This is a genomic window from Natrinema sp. HArc-T2 (genome assembly GCF_041821085.1).
Taxonomy (GTDB): domain Archaea; phylum Halobacteriota; class Halobacteria; order Halobacteriales; family Natrialbaceae; genus Natrinema.
The window spans coordinates 1-20,192 of the sequence record NZ_JBGUAZ010000002.1 but is presented as its reverse complement, the minus strand read 5'-3'; the positions used below and the strand labels follow the sequence as shown (position 1 = coordinate 20,192).

Sequence of the window (20,192 nt, the reverse complement as noted above, 5' to 3'; positions counted from 1 at the left end):
TCATGGACGAGCTGGACCGACAGATCCTCGATATCCTCCGGCGTGACGCCCGAACGCCGTATACGGAGATCGCTGACGAGGTCGAAACGAGCGAGGGGACCGTGCGCAACCGTGTCGAACGAATGATGGACGACGACGTCATCGAGCGTTTTACCATCTCGACGCGGACGGGAAACGTCCAGGCGATGCTCGAGATCAGCGTCGCGGTCGACGTCGACACCAAGGGGGTTTCCGAGCGGATGGCCGAGTGGGACGAAGTCGACTTCGTCTGGATGGTCTCGGGCGAGCAAGACATCGTCCTCGTCGTCGACGCTGCGGACACACGCGGGGTCAACGACCTCATTACGAAAGCCCGCGATCAGGACGAGGTTGTCAGCACGAAGACACGACTCATTCTGGACGAAGAACTCGGCTGAACCGAGGTCTGTGGTCGTCTCAAGCGACCTGAGATTCAGATTGCGCCGATATTCTCAGTGAGTTGGAAAACATCGGTCCCTTTTTCGAGTCGGATTTATATTCACAGATAATGACCACCGGGGACAGGGCTGACAACCAACCCGAGCCTACAGTGCCCGCTGATCGCCGGACACGATCGGAGCATGGCTGCTCGACGATGCTCGAAGAGTACGAAACGATATTCAACGCCGTCGAGGACGCCGTTTTTCTCCTCGATGTCGATCGAACGGTCGGCGGTCGCACGTACCGGTATCGGCGTGTCAATCCCGCATACGAGACGATTACCGGTCTGACCGACACGGAGCTCAGCGGACAGACACCGGCCGAGGTGTTCGACGCGGAAACGGCGGCTGCCATCACCGACCGATACGACGCGTGCGTCGAGCAGGCGGCGACGATCGACTACGAAACGACGCTGTCGCTTCCCGCTGGCGAACGCACGCTCGAGACGAAACTGACGCCGACAGTCGTGAACGAGACGGTCGATCAGCTCGTCGGAATCGTTCGTGACGTCACCGAGCAACAGCGAAAGGAGTGTGACCTCGAGCGGAATCGGGCACTCCTCGAGAAAGCGGAACAACTCGCCGCCGTCGGTGGGTGGGAACTCGATCTACGGTCGGACGACCTCCGGTGGACCGACGGGACGCGAGAGATCTTCGAGGTCGGTGCCGACTACGAGCCGACGCTGTCCGAGGCAGTTGCGTTCTATCATCCCGACGACCGGGAGCGGATCCGCTCGTTCGTCGAGACGTGTCGGGACGGCGGCGAGCCGTACGACGTGGTCCTGCGAATCACCACCGCTGCGGGGAACGAACGATGGATCCACACCGTCGGCGAGCCGGTCGTCGACGGCGGTGAGGTCGTCGCGTTACGCGGCGCGGTCAGAGACGTGACGGCACGACGGGAACGCGAACAGGAACTGCAGCTCTTTCAGAAGGCGGTCGAACAGGCGGGCCACGGGATCGTGATCACGGATCGCGAGGGAACGATCGAGTACGTCAATCCGGCCTACGAACGAGACAGCGGGTACACCCGTACGGAGGCCGTCGGGCGAAACCCGCGGCTGGTCAAATCGGGCAAACACGACGAGGCGTTCTACGAGCGGCTCTGGGAGACGATCTGCACGGGTGGTGTCTGGGAACACGAACTCATCAACCGGCGGAAATCAGGGGAACTGTACCACGTCGAGCAGACGATCGCACCGATTACTGACAACGACGAAATCACGCATTTCGTCGCGATCGAGTCCGATATCACCGAACAGCGACTACGCGGACAACGGCTTAGTGTGCTCAACCGGGTCCTGCGACACAACATCCGAAACGGGATGAACGTGATCAAGGGGAACGCAACGCGACTCCGGACTTCCTCCGACGACGACGAGCGAGACGAGGCCCTGACCGCAATCGAAGAACAGGCCGCCGAATTGCTCAAAATCAGCGACAACGCCGCAGCAGTGCGAGACCTGTTTCGGCGTGACCGCCATCCCGACGCTACCTGTGATGTCGGTGCGATGCTCTCGCGGCTGACGACCGACTTCGACGAGCAGTATCCCGACGCCGACATCACCGTGACCGCACCCGAGACCATCGCGGCACAGGCTGACGACCGACTCGAGACGGCGATTCGGAAGGCAGTCGCCAACGCCGTTACCCATACCGATCGCGCAGTGCCCGAGATTACCGTCAACGCGACCCCGGTCGACGGACCCGACACGGGCGACTGGGTCGACGTCACTATCGCCGACAACGGGCCGGGAATCCCGCCACAGGAACGACCGATGGTCGAACACGAACCCGAGACGCAACTCGTCCACGGGACCGGCCTCGAGCTCTGGCATATCTACTGGGTGGCAAAGAGCTTCGGCGGCGAGATGAAGATCACGGACAACGAGCCACGGGGCAGTGTCGTTACGCTGCGTGTTCCGGCAGCCACAACGTGATCCGATAACTTCGGTGTCACCTAGTGAAGTGCCTGTCCGCAAAGACACACATAGCAAACGCACTAACGTCGTGTATGGCGGACACCCCGGTCATTCCAGAGACCGCACGCATCGGTCGTACTGCACTGCTCGTTTCGGATCTCGACGAGATGATCGACTTCTATCGAGACGTCGTCGGCCTCACGGTACAGACGCGACGTGCGACGGCGGCGACACTCGGTGTCGATGAGACACCGTTGCTCGTTTTGAACCGCGCCGAAGACGTCTCGCCTCGCGGACGGGCGCAGGTAGGACTGTTCCACACCGCGTTCAAGGTCCCCTCACGCGCTGCGTTGGGGGCTGCACTCGAGCGGATTCGCGAGCACTGGCAGCTCGACGGCGCATCCGATCACTACGTGAGCGAAGCGCTGTATCTGAGCGATCCCGAGGGTAATGGCGTCGAAATCTACACGGATCGGCCACGGGAGGAGTGGCCACGCACAGCCGACGGCATGATCGAACTTGGGACCGTCCCGCTCGACCTCGATGACGTCGCTTCCCAGTCAGACGGCAGCGCTGACGCACCACCAGACACGACAGTCGGACACCTCCATCTGGAAGCGACATCGCTCGAGGCGGCACGCGAGTTCTACGTCGAGACGCTGGGCCTGACCATCCAGACCGAGGCACGGTCGGCATTGTTCCTGGCAGCCGGCGACTACCATCACCATCTCGGCGTGAACACGTGGCACGGCCGGTCACAGCCAGCAGGCGGGCGCGGACTGGCGTGGTTCGAGGTCGTCGTCTCGGACGACGAGACGCTCGCGACGGTTCGGCGGCGACTTGAAGATGCTGCTGTCACGGTCGATGACTGGGACGAGGGAATCGAACTCAGCGATCCGGACGGGATCACGATCCGAATCCGTGCGGTGTAGCCGCCGGCCCGACTGGTGATCGGTTCTGTCCCCCGGCGTCACTGCACAACGGGTACGGGTGTGCCGGGATACGGTGACAACAGCCTGTCTCAGTTCTCATCCGGTGGACTCCCGACGCCGGGTGTCGGCTCCTCAAGCGTGTCGAGCACCTCTTTTCGGCGATGGATTTTCCGATATCCCCGTCGGAGGAGCCGGTCGAATCCCGTCCGACAAACGCGTGCATGGACTCGTCCGTCACGGATCGCAGCAACGACTGCCTCGGGCGTGAGCTGATCGGCCTCGATCACGGTGTACGCCCGGCCCACCTCGAATGGGTAGTGGGCGTCGCTCCCGCCAACCAGCGGCAGGTTTCGATCGTCTGCCAGCTGTTCGACCAGTGGCCGCGAACGGGGATGTTTTCCGTTGACCTCGATCGCGTCGAAGGAGATGTCCTCGAGTTCTCGGACTGAACTGTTTCGAAACGGGTGTGCGACGATCGCTGCACAGTCGCGATCGTGTGCCAGTTCGACTGCATCCGCCGGAGAGAGCGCCCCTGGCTCCGTCTCTGCGGGCGGGTCGGGACCGACGACGAGGACGTGACCGCGGTCGGTCGTGATTTCGATCCCCGGGATGAGTTCGATGGACGTGGGCGGCGCAAATGGTGTGTAGTAGTCGTGATTCGTCGTCGCGACCCCGTCGAGGCCGCGCCAGCCGGTCATTCCGGCGAGTAAACGGACGCCAAACGGATCGAACCGATCGCCGAGTTCGCGGTAGCCATGAAAGAACCGCGTGTGTGCGTGCAGATCAACGGTATACACGGGAACGCATACGCCGGCGAGGTCCTTTTGCCCTCGGCTGGCGTGTTCCGTTCCATGTCTCCGGAGAGGACAGCCAGCGGTCGCGTCGATGACCGCGTGCTCATCCTCAATCCCGTCAGCGGCAGTCAGGACCACGTCGACACTCTGATCGAACGGGGTCCCGAACACGGCTTCGACGTTCGAAAAACCGAGGAACGCGGCGACGCGAAACGGCTCGCCCGCGACGCTGCACCCAATGTCGACCTGATCGCGGCAGGCGGCGGCGACGGCACGGTGAACAAAGTCGTTAATGGGATCGCCGCCGCGAACGAACTCGAGACGACCACGGTCGCCATCATCCCTGCGGGAACGGGCAACAACTTCGCAACGAATATCGGAATCCACGGGATCGACCACGCGTTTCAGGTGATCGAGGAGGGACGACGGCGACGGATCGATCTCGGCACTGCGAATGGCCAGATCTTTGTCAACTCCTGTGTCGGCGGCATTACCGCCGAAGCAAGCAGCAAGACGGAGCCAGAGAGCAAGGCGAACCTGGGCGTGCTCGCATACGTCAAAAGTATGCTCGCGACGATGGGGTCGTTCGACTCGCTTCCGCTTCGGGTGGAGACGGCTCCCGGACCGAACGGGAAACGAACACAAGCCTGGAACGGTCGGGCCATGTTCGTCCTCATCGGAAACTGTCGACGGTTCACTGGCGCTCGAACGGCACAGGCCAACGTCGAGGACGGCCTGCTCGAGGTGACGATCGTCGAGGACGCCGCGGCGATGAACCTGCTCAGCGATGCGGCCCTCCAGCGGCTGTTGGGTCGCGATAGCAACTACGTCGTTCGCCGACGCGCCCCGTCGCTCGTGATCGAGAGCAGTCGAGATGCGATCACGTACAGCCTCGACGGCGAGATGCTCGAGGCCCACTCGCTGCGCCTCGAAACGATCCCGCGGACGCTCCAGATCGCCGTCGGCGAGGACTATCAACCCGATCCGGATAGTGGGATATTCTAACGGGCGATGATCGGCAGTGGATTCCCGCTCGCACGACCGTCATGCGATCGATGTGACCTCAAGCGCCGCTCGGACTGTGTGGCCTCGAACAGTCGCGAGACGCGAAGCGTCTCGATGTGAAACGACCCTGATGAGCCGATACTGGTTTCAGGAGTCGTCGATATTATGCTGCCATGAGCACGCCACAGGAGGACCTCAGCCACGAAAACGCCGGCCAAGACGTGATCGCCGTCGACGCTGACGACACCGAACTCGAGCTCGTCAACCGGTTGGACGCCCATACGGGCGATGGCATCCGCCATCGCGCGTTCACGTCGCTGGTCTTCGACGGGGAGGGCAACATCTTGCTCGCCCAGCGAGCACCGGAGAAACGTCTCTGGGGGACCTACTGGGACGGCACCGTCGCTTCCCACCCTGTCGAGGGCCAGAGCCAGACGGAAGCGACCCGACAGCGACTCGAGGAAGAACTCGGAATCACGCCCGACCAGTACGATGATCTGCGCCTAACCGACCGCTTCGAGTACAAACGCTACTTCGAAAACGAAGGCGTCGAACACGAGGTCTGTGCCGTCTTGCAGCTGACACTGACCGATCGCAGCCTCGACCCCGACGAGGCAGAGGTTGCCGGGCTGATGTGGGTTCCTTACGAGCGACTCCACTCGCATCCGGAGTGGTACAGACAACTGCGACTCTGCCCGTGGTTCGAGATCGCAATGCGTCGGGATATCCGGTAGGCGGTGTCACCGCGAGGACACCGCAACTATGCCATGCGGTAACAAGGCTTATTACACTCCTGTTCGTAGCGTTGTCCGAGGACCAACGAAATAGGTCCGTGTGACGAAATGAGCTCCTCACCACCGGAAACCGAGACGTACGAAGTCACGCTCTCCAGAACCGAGCAATGGGTCACCCACTACGCCCTCTCGAACCGCCTCGACGCAGCCCTCGACGCCGACGAGACCCCGCCCGAATGGACACTCGAGGTACTCGAGATGATCGAAGCCGACGGCGACACGGAGCGACTCACCCGTTCGCAAACCGACCGGCTCTATGAGACACTGGCGACGTACGTCGACCGTGAGGAGACGCCAGCGAGGGACGTCAGCAACGCCACGACCGTGCTCGGTCGACTCGAGGACGTTCGCAACGCCTGACCTGACGGTCACAGGTCAGTTTTTCCAGTCGATCTTCCAGCGCCAGCGAGCCGCCGCTGTCGCCGTCTCATACGGACTACTGTCAGTCATTTCCGGTGCAACCGCGACCCGCACTGCGGTTGCACCGGTAAATCGTTACAGCAGACCGTATCAGGGCCGAGTCGTCGCCCAGACCGCCGTAATCGCGAGTAGAATCGCTGGTGCAAGCGGCAGAATCAGCAACGCGAACCGGTACCCTTCTCCACCGGGCGGGACCAGATAGATGGCGACTGGCGCGATGACGAACGCAAAGACGATGACGCCGACGAGGAGCCAACCGCGCCAGTCGAACTCCCGGTCGACCGCATCGGGGTGGGTCGGCTCGAGACTCCCGCCCCCGCTGGCTGGCTCCTCGCCCCCCTCTTTGCCGTCCGCGTCGAACGCCGCTGGATCGTGGACGTAGCCGCCGTCGTCGCTCGAGCTCACGACCTGACGTATCGAGCGCGTCGTGAAAGCCCTCACGGTTCCGGTACCCGGGCGTGGCCGAACGTGATCGGCTACAGTTCGCTGTCCGGGCGGACGACGACCTTCCCGAACCCTTCCCGGTTTTCGATGATCTCGTGGGCGCGGGCAGTCTCGCTCATCGGCAGCACCTCGCGGATCGCCGGCTCGAAGGTGCCATCCCAGACGAGTTCCAGCACGTCGTCGACCTGATCCGGTGTGGCCATCGTCGAGCCGATGATCTCGAGTTGGTTCCAGAAGATGCGCGGAATGTCAGTCTCGGGGTTGCCGCCGCCAGTCCCGCCACAGGTGACGAGTCGGCCGCCCTTGGTCAGACTCTTCAGCGAGTCCTGCCAGGTAGGTGCGCCGACGTGTTCGACGACAACGTCGACCCCGCGGCCGTCGGTCTCCGAGAGCACCCAGTCGGCGAAGTTCTCCTCTTCGTAGTTACAGACGTGGTCTGCGCCGTGTTCCTCGGCGTACTGGAGTTTCTCCTCGCTGCTGCCGGTCGCGTACACTTCCGCACCGGCGTAGTCGGCGATCTGGAGCGCGGCGTGGCCGACCCCGCCGCTGGCTCCGAGGACGAGTACCGATTCGCCGGCTTTGACCTCAGCACGCTCGATGAGCATCCGCCAGGCGGTCTGGAAGACCAGCGAGGCCGAGCCAGCGACCTCCCAGTCGACGTGCTCGGGGACGGGGATCAGGTTGTCCTCGGGGACCGCGGCGTACTCGGAGTGGACGCCGGTGACGTGCTCGCCGATGATGTGGAAGCGCGGATCGAGCGTCGGGTCGTCCATCCGCAGATCACCGACGCCGGCGGAAACCGCCACGTGGTCGCCTTCCTCGAAGCGGGTGACGTCCTCGCCGACCGCTTCGACGACGCCAGCCCCGTCACTGCCCGGAATGTGGGGCATCTCGAGATCGATTCCCGGCATCCCGCGGCGGGTCCATATGTCCAGGTGGTTGAGCGCGGCTGCCTTGATATCGACCAGTACCTCGTCCCGGTCGATCTCGGGATCCGGATACTCGCCGTACTCGATGACATCTCTGTCGCCGTGTTCCGTGATCTTGACTGCTTGCATAGTGCTCCCAACGAACAGGCTATATAAAATGGTGGGGGAAGAGGCAATTGCGTCGAACCAGAGTACGTCAATTGACGAAAACAGATAGTCGCAGTCGAATCGATCCGGTCGCCGTCCGAGAGCTGTACTCGACTAGAGACCGTTTTTCCTGCCGGAGTCCCAACCCATCCCCATGAGTGACTCGACGAACGAATCCGACGTGGTCGGCGTAGCCGTCGTCACGATCTCTTCGGACTCCTCGCTCGAGGCGGACGATGTGGGCGAGGCGATCGTGGCTGCCTTCGAGGCGGCGGGCCACGAGACCGTGACGCGGGAACTGATCCAGCGAGACTACGACAACGTCCAGTCGAACGTGTCGCGACTCGTCGACCGCGACGACGCGGATATCGTCGTCACCGTCGGCGGCACGGGCGTCGAACCGCGAGATGCGACTCTCGAGGCTGTTCGCCCACTGATAGACAAGGATCTCCCAGCGTTTCTCGATCTCTTTCACGCCATCTCCTACGACGAGTTGGGGACCGGCGTCGTCTCGAGTCGTGCCTTGAGTGGTATCGCTGATGGAACCCCGATCTTCTGTCTTCCCAACGACCGCGAGGCCGTGCGGATCGCCTGCGAGTCGATCATCGTCCCCGAGGCACAGCGACTCGCAACGCTTGCAAATAGCGGGACAGACTCCGACGAGGAGTGACCGTCGCGGACGACAGGAGAGACTATTGTAGCCACTGATGGTGGGTGCATACCTGCTCACACGAGGGCCGTGTGAGGAGTGTGTCACTCGTTTCAGTTGGCACTATAGGGTAGCCGCCCCACGGTAGAACATGGAAAAACAGGCGCTTCGCGAACGCGTGTGGGACGACCTTGAGGACAGCGGCGTCGCCCGGTTTCCGTTCCCGCCCCATGGCCGGATTCCGAACTTCGCCGGCGCGAGCGACGCCGCCGACCAATTGGCCGAACAACCCGAGTGGAAAGAAGCGACGACGATCAAGGCAAATCCCGACGCGCCACAGTTGCCCGTGCGACGGCGCGCATTACGCGAGGGAAAGACGGTCTACATGGCAGTGCCGCGGCTCCGTGACGAGGAGTGTTTCCTGAAACTCGATCCCGACGTTCTCGAGGACTACGACGCGGCGACGACAGTCTCGGGCTCGTCGGAACACGGCGAACAGATCGGCCCGGACGAGATCGATCGCGTCGATCTGATCGTCTCCGGTAGTGTCGCGGTCACGGAAGACGGCGGTCGTATCGGCAAGGGCGAGGGGTACAGTGACCTCGAGTACGCCGTCCTCCGGGAACTGGGACTGGTCGGCGAGGAGACACCGGTCGCGACGACGGTCCACGAGCGGCAGGTGATCGACGAACCGGTCACGCTCGCAGCCCACGACGTCGGGATGAATCTCATCGTCACGCCCGATCGGGTGATGCGACCCGAGGGTAGCGACCAGCCGACTGGTCTCGACTGGGACCTGCTCGATGCTGACCGACGCGACGAGATTCCGGTGCTACGGCGACTCGAGGAAGACACTCGATAACTGTCGCCTCGTACGCTCGTCTCAGTATCACTGTCGGTCAGCAGGACGGATGTCGGCATCGACTCGTCTCTCCTCGCGTTCGACTCACAGAACTGCAGGGTGTGACGCGAGCCGGTGGGGTGGGCCCGCGTCACCAAGAATCGATTGGCAGTGGTGGGGAAGGGTGCTGTGGTGGGGTTGCTGGAAGTCGCGGGAGCAGGTGGTGGGTGCCATCGGTGGGGTCTGCCCGTCGACCTCCATACACGGCTACCGGCGACTCACACTTGAACGGGGGTGATGGTATACGGGTCTTACGCCGAGTTCCGCCGGATTTAAACCGGATTTATATTGTCGATATCGCTCTCGAGAACGTTCATACGCGGTAAATAGCGAATGATGTCAACCGTCGTGTGTCTCGACACGTTCGCCCGGCAGTTGGGGGTGCGCCGGGCGGTGCAGCAGGCCGTCTCAGTCGACCAGTTCGTCGGCGACGACGCTCGCGTCCATCAGCTGCGGATCGATCGCGAGGTCGAGCTGTCCCTTGACGAACTCCGGAACTGTGTCGCGAGCGTAGACGACGGTTCGAAGGTCGTCGTTGAGATCGCAGACGATGGGGATCGTCGTCGCCTGGTCGACATCGGTCAGGACGTACAGATCGCTCGCGACGATGCCCGCTTCCTCGAGTTGGGGGCGGGTAATGACGCCGTCGACGCGAGTCACGTCGACGCCGTCGGCCTCGAGTGCCGCGCCGATCTCGTCGTCGTCGGGGCCGGCGACGATCGCAGTCGTGCTCATTCGTACTCGATGGTCGCAGGCGGTTTGTGGGTCACGTCGTAGACGACGCGGGCGACGTTGTCGTTCTGGCCGGTGATCCGGGACTGGATCCGCTGGAGCGTGTCCCAGTCGATCTCCTGGGCGCGGGCGGTCATCCCGTCGCGGGAGTCGACCGAGCGCACGGAGACGACCCAGCCGTGGACGCGGTTGTCGCCTTTGACACCCGTCGCCTTGCCGATGACGGCCGCGAGCGCTTGCCACGGCTCGTATTCCTCGAGTTCCTCTTCGACGACGTGACACGAGTGGCGCGCGACCTCGAGTTTCTCCTCGGTGACTTCGCCAATGACGCGCACGGCGAGGCCGGGGCCGGGGAACGGCATCCGCTCGGCGACGATCTCGTCGAGTCCGAGGTGGCGGGCGACTTCGCGGACCTCGTCTTTGTAGAGGTCGCGGACGGGTTCGACGATGCCGTCGAAGTCGACGACCTCGGGGAGGCCACCGACGTTGTGGTGGGACTTGATCCCGCCCTCGCTCTCGATTCGATCAGGGTAGATCGTTCCCTGGACGAGATAGTCGGCGTCCGCGTCTTTCGCTTCACGCTCGAACTCGCGGATGAACTGCTCGCCGATGATCTCGCGTTTCTCTTCGGGGTCGGTGACTCCCGAGAGGGCCTCGAGGAACCGGTCTTTGGCGTCGACGATCCGCAGCGACTCCATGTAATCGAACGTCTCGCGGATCTGCTCGGTCTCGCCTTTCCGCATCAGGCCGGTGTCGACGTAGACCGGGGTGAGCTGGTCGCCGATGGACTCGTAGGCCAGCGCGGCGGCGACCGAGGAGTCGACACCGCCCGAGAGGGCGATGACCGCGTGTGCGTCGCCGATTTCGTCTTCGATCTCTGCAACTGCGTCCGGAACGAACGTCTCAGTGTCTACCATCAGTGGGTTACCTCGGTTTCGGTGTCAGTGTCTGCGTCTGCATCGTCGGGCTCGCTCTCGCTGGACTGCTCGAGGACGGCCTCGACCAGTCCGACAAAGGGCGGGCTCGGCTGTCCGGGGCGGGACGTGTATTCGGGGTGGAACTGCGTCCCGAGGAAGAACGGGTGGTCCTCGTGTTCTAAGATCTCCATCCGATTGCCCGCAGTGCCGGAGAAGGTCAGCGGTTCGTCTTCGAACTGGTCGAAGTACTCGGGGTTGACCTCGTAGCGGTGGCGGTGGCGCTCGGTACAGGAGGTATCATCATAGAGGTCGTAGGCCAGCGTCTGGGGTTCGATCACGGTCGTGTGTTCGCCGAGTCGCATTGTACCGCCCATATCTTCGACTTCGTACTGTTCGGGCAGGATGTCGATGACCGGATGTGGGGTGTCTTCGACCATCTCCGCCGAGTGGGCATCTTCGAGCCCCAGGACGTGGCGGGCGTACTCGACGACGGCCATCTGGAAGCCAAGACAGAGTCCCAGGAACGGCACGTCGTTCTCGCGGGCGTAGCGAACGGCTTCGATCTTGCCCTCGGAGCCACGCATCCCGAAGCCGCCGGGGACGATGACGCCGTCGACATCCTCGAGTTGCCCGTCGTGACCGTCGGCCATCTCGTCGGCCGATACCCAGTGGACGTTCACGTCGGCACCGAGTTCGAAGCCGGCGTGTTTGAGCGACTCGTGGATCGACATGTACGCGTCCTCTAAGTCGTACTTACCGACCAGCGCGATGTCGACCTCCTCGTCTTTCTCGGTCGTGACGATCTCACGCCATCCGTTTGCGCGCTCGCCTTCCGGCAGGGCCTCGTCGGCGAGTCCGAAGTGCTCGAGGACGTACTGATCCAAGCCTTCCTCCTCGACCATCAGCGGGACGTGATAGACGTCCTCAACGTCGGGGTTCGAGAACACCGCTTCGGTCGGGATGTCACAGAACAGGGCGATCTTCTCTTTGGTCTCGGGGTCGAGTCGGTCCTCACAGCGCCCGACGATGATGTCGGGCTGGAGGCCGATCGAGCGGACCTCCTTGACGCTGTGCTGGGTCGGCTTGGTCTTTTGCTCGCCGTTTTTCGAGTACGGGACGAGCGTGACGTGCGTAAAGAGGACGTTCTCCTCGGGTTCCTCGTGGGCGAACTGGCGCAGGGCCTCGAGGTAGGGCATCCCCTCGATGTCACCGACCGTGCCACCGACTTCGATGATACAGACGTCGGTGCCTTCGGCGGCCTCGCGGATGCGTCGTTTGATGTCGTCGGTGATGTGGGGAATGATCTGGACCGTCTTCCCGAGATAGTCGCCGGCACGCTCTTTTTCGATGACGTGCTGGTAGGTCTTCCCGGTGGTGATGTTGTGGTCCGAGGTCATGTCGATGTCGAGGAACCGTTCGTAGTTCCCCAGATCGAGGTCGACCTCGCCGCCGTCCTCTAAGACGTAGACTTCCCCGTGCTGATAGGGATTCATCGTTCCTGCGTCGACGTTCAGGTACGGGTCGATCTTCACCGCGGTGACGTCGAACCCGGCGTTTTTGAGGAGTCGGCCGGTGCTCGCAGCCGTAATCCCCTTTCCGAGTCCCGACATGACGCCGCCGGTGACGAAGATGAACTTGTTCCCCAGTGAGGGGTCATAATGAGTGTCCGATTCCGTCGGCATACCGAGTGTCCGCGCGACCGCTTGAAAACGATTTCGGGAGCGAACCGCCACCGACAGAGGTTATCACCCCTCGCCAGTGGTGTTCTCACACGACGGCTCACGCTTCGCAGTCGACGGCGACTTCTGCCAGCTAGCGCCACGTGGGTCTTCGCGGGGCGTCGCTGCTTATGGTTGCTCGTCCTGAACTTCGACGATCTCGGCGTTCGCAATCGTCTCGATGTCGCCCGCGGTCCGAATCTGAATCGTGTGGCCGGGCAGGGCCGACTCGTCTTCCTCGAGCGAATCGTCCGGGACCGAGACAGCGGTGATGCCGTCGATCGTGAGTGCGCGGCGCTGAATCGGATCGCCCTCGTACTCGACCGTGTCCCACGTCTCGACATCGAGCTCGTCCATCTCCGCGCCGAAGTAGTCCTCCGCGTTCGGGTTGACCGTGTCTTCGGTCTGGGACTCGCCGGTCGTCCGGTTGTCGTCGAACTGCACCTCCTCGTGTTTGTACTGACGAAGTTGTGCGAGCATAGCCGAACTAGACTGACTCCCGCGGTTAACGCTTCTCGGGGCAGGTGCCGGGTGGGAACTCGAGGTGAATACGTCCGCACACGGTGGTCTCGAGAGATGGGGTAGAAGTACACCCCGTTCGTTGGGCCGCTATGACCGATCTCCGAGTCACCGTCGGCGGTCGCGAACTCGAGGCCGTCTGGACCGACGACGCACCCGAAACGAAGGCTGCACTCGCGGACGCACTTCCCGTCGCGGGCGATGCGACTCGCTGGGGTGACGAACTCTATTTCGACGTGCCGATCGATTTGCCAGCAGAAAACGCCCGCGCGGTCGTTCCCGAAGGTGCAATCGCCTACTGGCCGACCGGGAACGTGCTGTGTCTGTTCTGGGGGCCGACGCCAGCCAGCGAGGACGACGAGCCACGGGCTGCCTCGCCTGTGAACGTCGTCGCACGCGTCACCGAGACCGAACTGCTTGCAGATGTTGTGAGTGGGGCACGGGTTCGACTCAAGCGGATGGATGACTGAGTTTGAGCGTAGCGTGAAACAGATACCCCGTGTAATTCATTGATGGAATGTTCTATAATAAGACATGGACAGTCGTGGTGATGGTCTGTCAGAAGCAATTCTCGTGGTTGTAGTTGTTGCTGTCATAATATTTGCTGGATATGCGGGTATGGATGCCCTGATTCAATCCTCCACGATCGAGAGAGGCGATCCTCTCTACAACGTCACAAGCCCGTTCTTGCGCTCTTGGACAGATACCTTGTTCTTGGGTTTCGCAGTTTGTGCAGGCATTCTCGGGTCTCTCCTTACATATCTGTATGGAATACAGAGTAATCGTTGATTTCAACCAATCAGTCTTCGATTCTATGACAAAGAAGCAGATTCAATTGTGAATTCAAACATATATAGAGCAAAATCAGAGCATTATCGATAGAGGGATGCCTGCTGGATGAAACACGCTGATTATACTGCCGAATAAAATTAGAGTGTTTTGACCTTACTTGCCCCAGAAGGGGTCCCGGCTACGCTGCTTGTCGAGATACATGTTCAGCGCCTCGAGTTCGTCGCCGGGGATTTCGCTTGCGAGTTCCTGTTCTAAGATCTTCGCGTGTTTCTCGGGAATCTCGATCCAGAGTTCGTCGCCCTCCTCGATCTGGCGGCCGACGGTCGGGCCGTCGATGGCGACCGAGACGCGATTGCCCGCGCGTGCCTCGTCGACGTCCTCGCCCTGTTCCTGAATCCCTTTGACCTGGCCGACGCGGTTGGGTTCGTTGCCCTCGAATTTGACGACGTTCGCGTTGTTCTGGATCGTCCCCGCATTGACCTCGACGCCGACGACCGCAGGGTCGTTCTGGCGGAAGGTATGGTCGAGCAGAATCCGGAACCGAGAGGGGCGTGTGATGTTCTCGAGGATGGTGTCCTGCTGAGCCTGTTCGATCCCTTCGACGTACTCCTCGTACTCCTCGATGAGCTGGTAGATGACTTCGTCGGTGAAGATCGTCACGTCCTCGATCTCCGCGCGCTGCTCAGCGTCGTCGAGGACGTCGACGTTGAACCCGAGAATGGCCTTCTGTTTGCCGTCTTCGGCCGTCGAGGCGACCGAGACGTCTCGTGGGGCGACGTCACCGACCTCCGCGCGGACGATCGGCACCTCCGCGTCATCTAAGGCGTCGGCCATCGCCTCGAGACTGCCCAGCGTGTCGGCTTTGACGACGACGCCTTCTTCGGCGGTGTCAACTGCGATATCGGCGAGCTCGGCCTGTACTTCCTCGATGACTTCGTCGATGTCGCGGTCACGGACGACACGAACCGGCGCGCCGGCCATCGCGTCCGCGAGCTCGGGCGCGGCGATCTTGATCCCGGATGCGGCCGAGACTTCGTCGACTTTCTCGAAGCGGCTCTCGGTCCGGATCTCGGCAAGGGGCCGGGGCTGGAGCAACGCGCGGACGTCGGTAACGATCGGTTCGTTCATCCCACCGACGACGAGCTGATCGTCCGCTCGGATCGTCCCGTCATAGAGGACCGTGTCGATGGTCGTTCCGAAGCCTTTCTCCTCTTTGACCTCGAGGACGGTGCCGACGCCGGGGCCGGTGACGTCGATCTCCATCTCCTCTTTCATGTAGCGCTGGGAGAGTCCCATCATGACGGTCAGGAGGTCGGGGACCCCTTCGCCGGTCATCGCCGAGACGGGGACGACGCCGACGTTGCGCTGGAAGTTCTGGACCCGCCAGTACAGATCGGCAGAGAAGCCCTCGTCCGAGAGGTTGCCGATGATCTCGTAGAGGCTCTCGTCGAGTCGCTGGCGGACACGATCGGACTGGCTCTCGTAGGTGTCGTTGATCGGCGCGTCCTCGTGGGCGTTCCAGCCGGGGACGGTGTCGATCTTGTTCGCCGCGACGATGAAGGGGGTCTGGGACCGTTTGAGGATGTCAAGGGCCTCGAGCGTCTGGGGCTGGAAGCCGTCGTTGACGTCGACGACGAGGATGGCGATGTCGGCCAGTGCGCCCCCGCGGGAGCGAAGCGTGGTAAAGGAATGGTGACCCGGTGTGTCGATAAAGAGGAGGCCAGGGAGATCGAAATCGTCCGGGTCGACGAGATCGCCCGCGATTGTCGAAATGATATCCAGCGGGACGGCAGTCGCGCCGATATGCTGGGTGATCGCGCCTGCTTCACCCTCGATGACCGCGGAGCCGCGGATCTTATCGAGGAGACTGGTCTTGCCGTGATCGACGTGTCCAAGGACGGCGACGATCGGCGTTCTGAGGGATGTGGGGTCGCGTGTATCCGTGTCCGACATGATGAACCACCCGAGAAGGTCTTACCTAAATCGTCCGTATCGCCGTAGTTAAACCCATCGTCATCGCCGTTCCGACAGTCGTGGCCGCCGCTGCTGGGCAGTTGTCCGGTGCCGGTCGTATCGAACTATCGCCACTCGAGTGGGGCGCTGACGGCCACACGGCCTGTTCGATGGCTGATGGCTCGCTGTCGTGAGATAACCTGTTTCGGGGCGTCTCCGTGGTTTTAATACCGATTAGTAAGTACAGGTACGCATGAGCGATATACTCGCTGAAAACCTCTCGGGGAAGTCCGTCATGGGTACCGACGGCACCGAGCTCGGACTGCTCTACAACATTACGATGGATCTCAAATCAGGCACACTGCACGATCTCGTCATCGAGCCCGATGAGGAAATCTCTCGGCGCGCCGTCGATTTCGACCTCGACGACGCCGGTCACTTCCTCGTTCCCGTCAACCGCGTCCAAGCGGTGAAAGACTACATCGTCGTCCAGCGCTAACGGTATGTACGTTCTCGACTCCTCGGCTTTTATCCACGACTTCCACACGACAGAACAGACTGCGACCATCCCGCTCGTCCGCGAGGAACTCAAAGACGAGAGCGCCTATCGCTACGACGCGATGGAAGGTTCCGGGATGCACATCCACATTCCGAACGACGACACCACCGAGAAGGTCCAGCGTGCGGCCCGCGAGTCCGGTGATCTCGACGTCCTTTCCGAAACCGACGTTCGGCTCATCGCGGCGAGTTTCGAACTCGACGGCGTCCTCGTGACCGACGACTACGCGATGCAAAACGTCGCGGAGAAACTCAACGTCGACGTCGAAGTCATCGCCCGCGAGGGAATCGACGAACAGCGCCACTGGACGTTCCAGTGTCAGGGCTGTGGCCGCGAGTTCGACGAAGAGAAAGACCGCTGTCCGATCTGCGGGTCGGAACTGGCCCGGAAGAACCCCTCATAAGCGTCCTCGAGTCGGTCGTCTTCAACCGACCAGAAAGTAGAGATTCGTAAAGACGACTGCGTTGTAGATGCCGTGGACCAGCGCCGGCATCACTAGGTTATCCGTTCGCTCGTAGATCACGCCGAGCACGATCGAGAGCCCAAAGATGGTACCGAGACTGGCGATGACCGCACCCAGTCCGGCAGTACTGTATGCAAGCACGTGAACGGCGGCGAAGATGACGCTGGCGACGACGACGGCACCGGCTCGCGAGAACGTCTCGTACAGTGCCTTCTGGATCACGTTCCGATAGAGTAGTTCCTCGAACGGGCCGATTATCAGGATCGCAAGCGGGATCAATACCAGCAGCATCTCTGGGGCTTTCTCGGCATTCTGGGTCGTCGCGTGATCGGCACTCTCGACGCCGGTTGCCTGCATGGACAGCGAGATCGCATAGAGCACCCCGAAGAGGACGACGATGCCGCCGACGATCCAGGCGAGATCTCGCAGCGTTGGTCGCCGAAGATCGATGAACGACAGGTCACGATCCGTCAGTTTGAGAAAGGCACCGACAACGAGCACCGTCCCCAGCGCCATGCCGACCTGGCCGACAACCTGATTGGCGAGGGTCCGCTGGATCTCCGAAAACGAGTCGAGAAACGGTAACACCGGGAGCGCGAGCACTGGCGTCGTCAGGTAGGGCGCAAAGAGCCCGGCGAAGCCAACGGCAGTGAGCACGACCACCTGTTGTGCCCGTCGTTTCAATCCACCGGCGCTGATCCCGAGGTAGTCCGCGATACCAACGCTGGCAGTCAATCCCGCGGTCACGAAGGCGACGAAGACGATCGGTACCGACGACGAAAGTGCCGGGACGGATACCGGAGCCATGGTTCCTTGGTTCAGGGCGTAGCCGGTAAGCAAGACGACAGCGATGCTCGAGACGGCAGCGATCGAGCCACCGATCGTCCGCTCGATGTCGCCGTGTCGACGGATCAGAAAGGCGAAGACGGCGGCGGCGGCGAAGGCGACGCCAGCCCAAACGATCGGATCGTCGACACCGCGACGAACGGGAACGAGCATGGCGACCATCGTAATTCCCGCGAGGGCGGTCCCGAGGCCGGGAACCACGCCGGAGGTGACCGGGCCAGCGTCGTCGGCCCGTGCGGTTTCGGTCATACCTCATTGTTCGTCCCAGGACCCATAGGCTCACCGCAACCGGACGACACCGGCGAGTGCATACCGCGTTCGATTATCGTTCGACTCGTAATTCGGTCTTGTCGGCGACCGCTTCGGCCTCTTCGAACTCCCCACCACCGAGCAATCCACGCGTCGCCTTTTTGGCCCACTCGACGGCCGGCTGCTCGAAGGTGTTGACGCCGTAGAGCTCGCCTGCCAGCACGCAGGCGGCTTCCATGCCGTACAGTAGGCCACCGAGTTCGTACTCGTCGACACGCTCGAGTTCGATACGGACGTTTGGCCGACCAGCAGCTGCGAGACTCGCTTCCGTGGCTTCGAACTCGGCTGCGAGCAGTTCACCAAGCGTCGCATCACCCAGATACGACAGCTCCGCGACGTCTGTGTCGGGGATCTGTCGGTCGGTCCCTTCCTGTGTCGTGACGAACGTAACGAGTTTGTCGCGCGGACCCGCGCGATACAGTTGCAGCTGTGAGTGCTGATCGGTGACACCCAGCGCTCGAACCGGCGTCTGTCCGAGGTCGTCCTTGCCGAGGCTCTCGGCCCACAGCTGGGCGAACCACTCGGCGGAGGTCTCGAGGGACTCCGCATACGGCATCATCGCGTTCACGCCCGCGCCGCGTTCGTCCAACGCGTACGCCGTCGCGCCGTAGGCGTAGGCCGGGCACTCGAACAACGATCCCGAGAGGGTCTCGTGCTCGGCAGCCGCACCCTCGAGCAACGCCTCGAGATCGTGGCCACAGACAGCCGCGGCGACCATGCCGACAGCTGACAGCGCCGAGAAACGACCCGGCACACCATCTGGGACTTTCAGTGACGGCAGGTCGTGGCGATTCGCGAGGTCATGAAGCGGGCCGGCCTCGCCGGTCGTGACGATCGTCCGTTCAGTCCAGTCGACACCTGCCGACTCGAAGGCCTCGCGCACGACCAGGAAATTCGCAAGCGTCTCCGCTGTCGTCCCCGAGCGCGAGACCACGTTGATCGCCGCGTTCTCGAGGGACACGCGCTCGAGGTGGCTCGTGATCCACTCGGGGTCGACGTTGTCCAGGAAGACGGTCTCGGTGTCCGACTCGAGTGCGTTCGTGATCGTCGCTGCCCCGAGCGAACTCCCGCCGATGCCAACCGTGAACAGGACCTCGGCGTCTGCGATCGGCTCGACCGCCGCTCGAATTTCGTCGGGATCGGTTTCCTGGGGGAGATTCAGCGCCTCGTAGCCGTGTTCTCGATTTTCCATTCCCCGTTCGATTCGCTCGTGGGCGGTCGCGACTTGCGTGTCTAGTCGCTCAAGCGATGCTCTCGAGACACCCGGTGATGCGACTGTTGCAAGTGCGTTCCCAATATCGACGTTCATATCTCAGCACGCGCGCGCCTGCGATAAAGACGTTCCGTGACGGAATCAGTCGAAACCGGGGTCACTAGTAGTGGTCTCGAGTTGTCTCTGTCCTTGGCTACCGATAGGAGACAGTGATCGTCAGGTGGTGCGATGGTCTTTCGACCGATATCCATACAAACAGGTAAATTATCGAATTGGTGTCAATCAGAATTGAATACTATCCATTATTCGTGTATGTTATTCCCTCTCTTTGAAGTCTCGGTTCGTAGGCCTTAAGTAGTGATCGGCGATTGTGATTATATACGAAGTAAGAGGCGGCGTGGACGACACGCGCTGCCGGGTCGGACGGTTCGGGTCCGAAGGGGTTATGTACCCCCGGTGACCTAGAAATACGTCCGAAGGAAATGAGGATCCTACCCCTGCGGTCCGCCGTACAGATGGGATCTGATGTTAGCCTTGGTAGTTCGGTGACGCCCGATCGGTTATTCGATCAGCGGTCACCGAACGTGTGGACCCAAATGTGTGAGTGTATTTACATTCACCGCCAACTCCCCCAGTTTCGCTGGGGAAGAGCATTTCATTCCGGTTGATCCTGCCGGAGGTCATTGCTATTGGAGTCCGATTTAGCCATGCTAGTTGCACGAGTTTGTACTCGTAGCAGATAGCTCAGTAACACGTGGCCAAACTACCCTATGGAT

At 61.9% G+C, this 20,192-nt stretch carries 21 protein-coding genes and 1 rRNA gene; 12 read left to right on the top strand and 10 right to left on the bottom strand.

From position 1 onward, the window contains the following. Window positions 1–2: 2 nt before the first annotated feature. From ACERI1_RS04445 to ACERI1_RS04435, 3 genes are all read left to right on the top strand, one after another. Complete coding sequence (locus ACERI1_RS04445; RefSeq protein WP_373616866.1) at window positions 3–416, top strand: Lrp/AsnC family transcriptional regulator; 414 nt, start codon at window positions 3–5, stop codon at window positions 414–416. A 110-nt stretch (window positions 417–526) separates the two neighbouring features. Further along, window positions 527–2,398 carry a PAS domain S-box protein gene (locus ACERI1_RS04440; protein ID WP_373616865.1) on the top strand — a complete coding sequence of 624 codons (1,872 nt, stop codon included), beginning with the start codon at window positions 527–529 and terminating at the stop codon, window positions 2,396–2,398. A 74-nt stretch (window positions 2,399–2,472) separates the two neighbouring features. Further along, a complete protein-coding gene (locus ACERI1_RS04435) occupies window positions 2,473–3,312 on the top strand; it encodes a VOC family protein (RefSeq protein WP_373616864.1) in 840 nt (279 codons plus the stop codon). 89 nt (window positions 3,313–3,401) lie between these two features. On the opposite strand, the gene ACERI1_RS04430 is transcribed toward ACERI1_RS04435, so the two are convergent. Further along, window positions 3,402–4,109, bottom strand: coding sequence for a PHP domain-containing protein (locus tag ACERI1_RS04430; protein WP_373616863.1), 708 nt, complete (start codon window positions 4,107–4,109; stop codon window positions 3,402–3,404). A gap of 54 nt (window positions 4,110–4,163) precedes the next feature. Here ACERI1_RS04430 and ACERI1_RS04425 point away from each other — a divergent pair, with 54 nt between their 5' ends. From ACERI1_RS04425 to ACERI1_RS04415, 3 genes are all read left to right on the top strand, one after another. Continuing rightward, entirely contained in the window at window positions 4,164–5,111 is a 948-nt protein-coding gene (locus tag ACERI1_RS04425; protein ID WP_373616862.1) for a diacylglycerol kinase family protein, read from the top strand. A gap of 173 nt (window positions 5,112–5,284) precedes the next feature. Next, window positions 5,285–5,845 carry an NUDIX domain-containing protein gene (locus ACERI1_RS04420; RefSeq protein ID WP_373616861.1) on the top strand — a complete coding sequence of 187 codons (561 nt, stop codon included), beginning with the start codon at window positions 5,285–5,287 and terminating at the stop codon, window positions 5,843–5,845. 108 nt (window positions 5,846–5,953) lie between these two features. Then, window positions 5,954–6,265: a hypothetical protein gene (locus ACERI1_RS04415; protein WP_373616860.1), complete on the top strand. Its 312-nt coding sequence runs from the start codon at window positions 5,954–5,956 to the stop codon at window positions 6,263–6,265. A gap of 150 nt (window positions 6,266–6,415) precedes the next feature. Here the strand turns inward: ACERI1_RS04415 and ACERI1_RS04410 are convergent, their stop codons facing one another. Next, window positions 6,416–6,730, bottom strand: coding sequence for a hypothetical protein (locus ACERI1_RS04410; RefSeq protein ID WP_373616859.1), 315 nt, complete (start codon window positions 6,728–6,730; stop codon window positions 6,416–6,418). A 71-nt stretch (window positions 6,731–6,801) separates the two neighbouring features. Then, a complete protein-coding gene (locus ACERI1_RS04405) occupies window positions 6,802–7,827 on the bottom strand; it encodes a zinc-binding dehydrogenase (protein ID WP_373616858.1) in 1,026 nt (341 codons plus the stop codon). A 172-nt stretch (window positions 7,828–7,999) separates the two neighbouring features. On the opposite strand from ACERI1_RS04405, the gene ACERI1_RS04400 reads away from it, so the two are divergent. Next, window positions 8,000–8,515 (top strand): molybdenum cofactor biosynthesis protein B, encoded by a 516-nt coding sequence (locus tag ACERI1_RS04400; RefSeq protein ID WP_373616856.1) that lies wholly within the window; start codon window positions 8,000–8,002, stop codon window positions 8,513–8,515. 130 nt (window positions 8,516–8,645) lie between these two features. Further along, a complete protein-coding gene (locus ACERI1_RS04395; RefSeq protein ID WP_373616855.1) occupies window positions 8,646–9,356 on the top strand; it encodes a 5-formyltetrahydrofolate cyclo-ligase in 711 nt (236 codons plus the stop codon). 447 nt (window positions 9,357–9,803) lie between these two features. On the opposite strand, the gene ACERI1_RS04390 is transcribed toward ACERI1_RS04395, so the two are convergent. The 4 genes from ACERI1_RS04390 to ACERI1_RS04375 form a co-directional block, all read right to left on the bottom strand. After that, window positions 9,804–10,130 carry a CTP synthetase gene (locus ACERI1_RS04390; protein WP_373616854.1) on the bottom strand — a complete coding sequence of 109 codons (327 nt, stop codon included), beginning with the start codon at window positions 10,128–10,130 and terminating at the stop codon, window positions 9,804–9,806. Continuing rightward, window positions 10,127–11,044 (bottom strand): glutamine-hydrolyzing GMP synthase, encoded by a 918-nt coding sequence (gene guaA / locus ACERI1_RS04385; RefSeq protein WP_373616853.1) that lies wholly within the window; start codon window positions 11,042–11,044, stop codon window positions 10,127–10,129. Before guaA ends, ACERI1_RS04390 begins: the two co-directional genes overlap by 4 nt. Continuing rightward, window positions 11,044–12,726: a CTP synthase gene (locus ACERI1_RS04380; RefSeq protein ID WP_373616852.1), complete on the bottom strand. Its 1,683-nt coding sequence runs from the start codon at window positions 12,724–12,726 to the stop codon at window positions 11,044–11,046. The genes guaA and ACERI1_RS04380 overlap by 1 nt, the downstream gene beginning before the upstream one ends. 165 nt (window positions 12,727–12,891) lie before the next feature. Further along, window positions 12,892–13,242 carry a hypothetical protein gene (locus tag ACERI1_RS04375; protein WP_373616851.1) on the bottom strand — a complete coding sequence of 117 codons (351 nt, stop codon included), beginning with the start codon at window positions 13,240–13,242 and terminating at the stop codon, window positions 12,892–12,894. Between the two features lie 131 nt (window positions 13,243–13,373). Here ACERI1_RS04375 and ACERI1_RS04370 point away from each other — a divergent pair, with 131 nt between their 5' ends. Then, window positions 13,374–13,751, top strand: a complete 378-nt coding sequence (locus ACERI1_RS04370; protein ID WP_373616850.1) for a cyclophilin-like fold protein — start codon at window positions 13,374–13,376, stop codon at window positions 13,749–13,751. A 475-nt stretch (window positions 13,752–14,226) separates the two neighbouring features. Here the strand turns inward: ACERI1_RS04370 and infB are convergent, their stop codons facing one another. Next, a complete protein-coding gene (infB, locus tag ACERI1_RS04365; protein ID WP_373616849.1) occupies window positions 14,227–16,026 on the bottom strand; it encodes a translation initiation factor IF-2 in 1,800 nt (599 codons plus the stop codon). A 253-nt stretch (window positions 16,027–16,279) separates the two neighbouring features. On the opposite strand from infB, the gene ACERI1_RS04360 reads away from it, so the two are divergent. Further along, window positions 16,280–16,525, top strand: coding sequence for a PRC-barrel domain-containing protein (locus ACERI1_RS04360; protein WP_373616848.1), 246 nt, complete (start codon window positions 16,280–16,282; stop codon window positions 16,523–16,525). Window positions 16,526–16,529: 4 nt separating this feature from the next. Then, the gene (locus ACERI1_RS04355; RefSeq protein WP_008009094.1) at window positions 16,530–16,988 is read left to right on the top strand and encodes an NOB1 family endonuclease; all 459 of its coding nucleotides are present in this window, start codon (window positions 16,530–16,532) and stop codon (window positions 16,986–16,988) included. Between the two features lie 21 nt (window positions 16,989–17,009). Here the strand turns inward: ACERI1_RS04355 and ACERI1_RS04350 are convergent, their stop codons facing one another. After that, window positions 17,010–18,143 (bottom strand): lysostaphin resistance A-like protein, encoded by a 1,134-nt coding sequence (locus ACERI1_RS04350; protein WP_373616847.1) that lies wholly within the window; start codon window positions 18,141–18,143, stop codon window positions 17,010–17,012. Window positions 18,144–18,216: 73 nt separating this feature from the next. Further along, window positions 18,217–19,512 carry a glucose-6-phosphate isomerase gene (locus ACERI1_RS04345; RefSeq protein WP_373616846.1) on the bottom strand — a complete coding sequence of 432 codons (1,296 nt, stop codon included), beginning with the start codon at window positions 19,510–19,512 and terminating at the stop codon, window positions 18,217–18,219. A gap of 561 nt (window positions 19,513–20,073) precedes the next feature. On the opposite strand from ACERI1_RS04345, the gene ACERI1_RS04340 reads away from it, so the two are divergent. Next, window positions 20,074–20,192, top strand: a 16S ribosomal RNA gene (locus ACERI1_RS04340); the annotation flags it as partial.

Excerpts from the sequence above, each read along its gene's own strand:
- ACERI1_RS04445 (WP_373616866.1), top strand. The coding sequence starts at position 3 with ATGGACGAGCTGGACCGACAGATCCTCGATATCCTCCGGCGTGACGCC.
- ACERI1_RS04440 (WP_373616865.1), top strand. The coding sequence starts at position 527 with ATGACCACCGGGGACAGGGCTGACAACCAACCCGAGCCTACAGTGCCC.
- ACERI1_RS04435 (WP_373616864.1), top strand. The coding sequence starts at position 2,473 with ATGGCGGACACCCCGGTCATTCCAGAGACCGCACGCATCGGTCGTACT.
- ACERI1_RS04425 (WP_373616862.1), top strand. The coding sequence starts at position 4,164 with ATGTCTCCGGAGAGGACAGCCAGCGGTCGCGTCGATGACCGCGTGCTC.
- ACERI1_RS04420 (WP_373616861.1), top strand. The coding sequence starts at position 5,285 with ATGAGCACGCCACAGGAGGACCTCAGCCACGAAAACGCCGGCCAAGAC.
- ACERI1_RS04415 (WP_373616860.1), top strand. The coding sequence starts at position 5,954 with ATGAGCTCCTCACCACCGGAAACCGAGACGTACGAAGTCACGCTCTCC.
- ACERI1_RS04405 (WP_373616858.1), bottom strand. The coding sequence starts at position 7,827 with ATGCAAGCAGTCAAGATCACGGAACACGGCGACAGAGATGTCATCGAG.
- ACERI1_RS04400 (WP_373616856.1), top strand. The coding sequence starts at position 8,000 with ATGAGTGACTCGACGAACGAATCCGACGTGGTCGGCGTAGCCGTCGTC.
- ACERI1_RS04395 (WP_373616855.1), top strand. The coding sequence starts at position 8,646 with ATGGAAAAACAGGCGCTTCGCGAACGCGTGTGGGACGACCTTGAGGAC.
- ACERI1_RS04390 (WP_373616854.1), bottom strand. The coding sequence starts at position 10,130 with ATGAGCACGACTGCGATCGTCGCCGGCCCCGACGACGACGAGATCGGC.
- guaA (WP_373616853.1), bottom strand. The coding sequence starts at position 11,044 with ATGGTAGACACTGAGACGTTCGTTCCGGACGCAGTTGCAGAGATCGAA.
- ACERI1_RS04380 (WP_373616852.1), bottom strand. The coding sequence starts at position 12,726 with ATGCCGACGGAATCGGACACTCATTATGACCCCTCACTGGGGAACAAG.
- ACERI1_RS04375 (WP_373616851.1), bottom strand. The coding sequence starts at position 13,242 with ATGCTCGCACAACTTCGTCAGTACAAACACGAGGAGGTGCAGTTCGAC.
- ACERI1_RS04370 (WP_373616850.1), top strand. The coding sequence starts at position 13,374 with ATGACCGATCTCCGAGTCACCGTCGGCGGTCGCGAACTCGAGGCCGTC.
- infB (WP_373616849.1), bottom strand. The coding sequence starts at position 16,026 with ATGTCGGACACGGATACACGCGACCCCACATCCCTCAGAACGCCGATC.
- ACERI1_RS04360 (WP_373616848.1), top strand. The coding sequence starts at position 16,280 with ATGAGCGATATACTCGCTGAAAACCTCTCGGGGAAGTCCGTCATGGGT.
- ACERI1_RS04355 (WP_008009094.1), top strand. The coding sequence starts at position 16,530 with ATGTACGTTCTCGACTCCTCGGCTTTTATCCACGACTTCCACACGACA.
- ACERI1_RS04350 (WP_373616847.1), bottom strand. The coding sequence starts at position 18,143 with ATGACCGAAACCGCACGGGCCGACGACGCTGGCCCGGTCACCTCCGGC.
- ACERI1_RS04345 (WP_373616846.1), bottom strand. The coding sequence starts at position 19,512 with ATGAACGTCGATATTGGGAACGCACTTGCAACAGTCGCATCACCGGGT.